A 2216-nucleotide genomic window follows, 5' to 3' on the forward strand; every position below is an offset into this window, starting at 1 on the left:
CCGCCTCACCGACCTGCGCGGCCGCGAGGTCACCCTGCCCCGCCCGGCGCGGCGGCTGGTGCTGGCACAGGCGCGGCACGTGCTGGCGATGGGGCTGCTGCACCCGGACCCGGTCTCGCTGGTGGTGGGCTGGGGCGACGACCTGCGCGGCGCCAACCCGCCGGACTACGCCATGCTGCGCGCCCGCTTCCCCGCCGCCGACGCCATCCCGCTGGTCGCCCGCTCCGGCCAGAATGCCGGCCTGTCGCTGGAGGCCATCCTGGCGGCACAGCCCGACGCCGTGCTGGTCAGCGGCAGCACCCTGCGCGGCGAGACGGAGACGGTGCTGGAGCGGCTGGCCGCCGCCGGCATCCCGGCGGTGGTGATCGACTTCTTCAGCGACCCGATCCGCGACACCCGGCGCAGCATGGCCATCCTCGGCCAGCTGCTGGGGCTGGAGGCGCGCGCCGCCGCCTTCGACCGCTTCTACGCCGCGCGGCTGGAGCGGATCGCGCAGCGGCTCGGCGGCCTGGCGCCGGAGGCCCGGCCGCGCGTGCTGATGCACGCCCATGCCGGCGGCACGGCCTGCTGCTCCTCGCCGGGGCGCGGCGCCTTCGACTCCCTGATCCGCTTCGCCGGCGGGCACAATCTCGGCGCCGACACGCTGCCCGGGAATGTCGGCCAGCTCTCGCTCGAATACATCCTGAGCCAGGACCCGGCGGTCTATGTGGCGACCGGCGGGCCCTATGGCGGGCGCGGCGGCATCCCGCTCGGCGCCGGGGCGGAGGCGGCGCCGGCGCGGCGCGCCCTGGCCGAGGTGCTGCGGCGGGAGAAGCTCGACATCCTGCCGGCGGTGCGGGCCGGGCGGGCGCACGCCATCTGGCATGGCTTCAACGACACCCCGGCCCATATCGCCATGCTGGAGGCGCTGGCGCGCTGGTTCCATCCCGAACGCTGCGCCGATCTCGACCCGGCGGCGACGGTGGCCGCGCTCAACGCCGGGTTCCTCGCCCTGCCGATGCAGGGCGCCTACTGGACCGACCTGCGCCCGGCGGGCTGAGGCGGCCCGCCTTTCCAGGAGAGATGCCATGCCGTTCGAAAGCCGGGCCAGCGTGCCCACCACCCAGGCCAGCCGCTACCTGCAGCAGCTCTGCAAGCACTGGAGCCACAACCTCGCGGTGGAGTTCACCGCCACCGAGGGCCGCGTCGTCTTCCCGCGCGACGCGCGCGGCGCCGACTGGCCAGGCGAGGCGGTGCTGCTGCTGGTGGCCGGCCCCGAGGCGCTGGAATGCCGCCTGACCGCCAGCGCCGAGGCGCAGCTTGCCGGCCTCAAGGGCACGGTGGAGCGGCACCTGGACCGCTTCGCCTTCCGCGAGGCGCCGCTCGCCTTCGCCTGGCACGACGGCGCCTGAGCCGGCGGCTGGCCGCGCCCGCCCTGCCCGCCTAGGCTGGCCGCGCCGCGGCATTGCGGCGGGAGGACACGCAGCATGGCCCAGACGCGCAAGGTCGCGCTCATCACCGGCTCCGGCCGCAACATCGGCCGCGCCATCGCGCTCGGCCTGGCGGAGGACGGCTTCGATGTCGTGCTGAACGGCGCGACCGACCGCGCCGCCTGCGAGGCGGTGGCGGAGGCCGCCCGCGCGCGCGGCGCCACCGCCCTGGTGGCGATGGCCGATGTGGGCCAGGAGGCGGAGTGCGCCCGGCTGGTGGCCGAGGCCATGGCCGCCTTCGGCCGGGTGGACGTGCTGGTGAACAACGCGGCGATCCGCCCGGCCCTGCCCTTCCTCGACACGCCGGAGGAGAGCTGGCGCCGCGTCCTGGCGGTGGACATGGAGGCGGCGCGCTGGCTGGCGCGGGACTGCCTGCCGGGCATGCTGGAGCGCGGCTGGGGCCGCATCGTCAACCTCACCGGCATGAACGCCATCCAGGGCTATGACGGGCACGCGGCGGTCTCGGTCGCCAAGCACGCGGTCTGGGGGCTGACCAAGGCGCTGGCCAAGGAGTTCGGCGCCCGTGGCGTCACCGTCAACGCCATCTCGCCCGGCCCGATCGCGCCCGATGGGCAGGACCCGGCGCAGGCGCCCGCCGCGCTGCTGGCGCGCATCCCCGCCGGCCGGCGTGGCACGCCGGAGGAGGTGGCGGCGCTGGCCCGCCTGCTGGCCTCCGGGCAGGGCGGCTTCGTCAACGGGCAGATGCTGCAGGTGAATGGCGGCACGCAGACCTGAGTGAGCGCCTGG

General features: G+C 76.0%; 3 protein-coding genes. All 3 read left to right on the top strand.

What is annotated here, in order from left to right; genetic code table 11:
* On the top strand, positions 1-1039 hold a 1039-nt coding region (locus HMPREF0731_RS13155), incomplete at its 5' end, for an ABC transporter substrate-binding protein (RefSeq protein ID WP_007004641.1).
* A 28-nt stretch (positions 1040-1067) separates the two neighbouring features.
* Positions 1068-1391 (top strand): DUF2218 domain-containing protein, encoded by a 324-nt coding sequence (locus HMPREF0731_RS13160; protein WP_007004642.1) that lies wholly within the window; start codon positions 1068-1070, stop codon positions 1389-1391.
* A gap of 75 nt (positions 1392-1466) precedes the next feature.
* Positions 1467-2204, top strand: a complete 738-nt coding sequence (locus HMPREF0731_RS13165) for an SDR family NAD(P)-dependent oxidoreductase (protein WP_007004643.1) — start codon at positions 1467-1469, stop codon at positions 2202-2204.
* The last annotated feature ends 12 nt before the right edge of the window (positions 2205-2216 follow it).

The organism is Pseudoroseomonas cervicalis ATCC 49957 (assembly GCF_000164635.1).
GTDB classification, from domain to species: Bacteria; Pseudomonadota; Alphaproteobacteria; order Acetobacterales; family Acetobacteraceae; genus Pseudoroseomonas; species Pseudoroseomonas cervicalis.

Excerpts from the sequence above, each read along its gene's own strand:
- HMPREF0731_RS13165 (WP_007004643.1), top strand. The coding sequence starts at position 1,467 with ATGGCCCAGACGCGCAAGGTCGCGCTCATCACCGGCTCCGGCCGCAAC.
- HMPREF0731_RS13160 (WP_007004642.1), top strand. The coding sequence starts at position 1,068 with ATGCCGTTCGAAAGCCGGGCCAGCGTGCCCACCACCCAGGCCAGCCGC.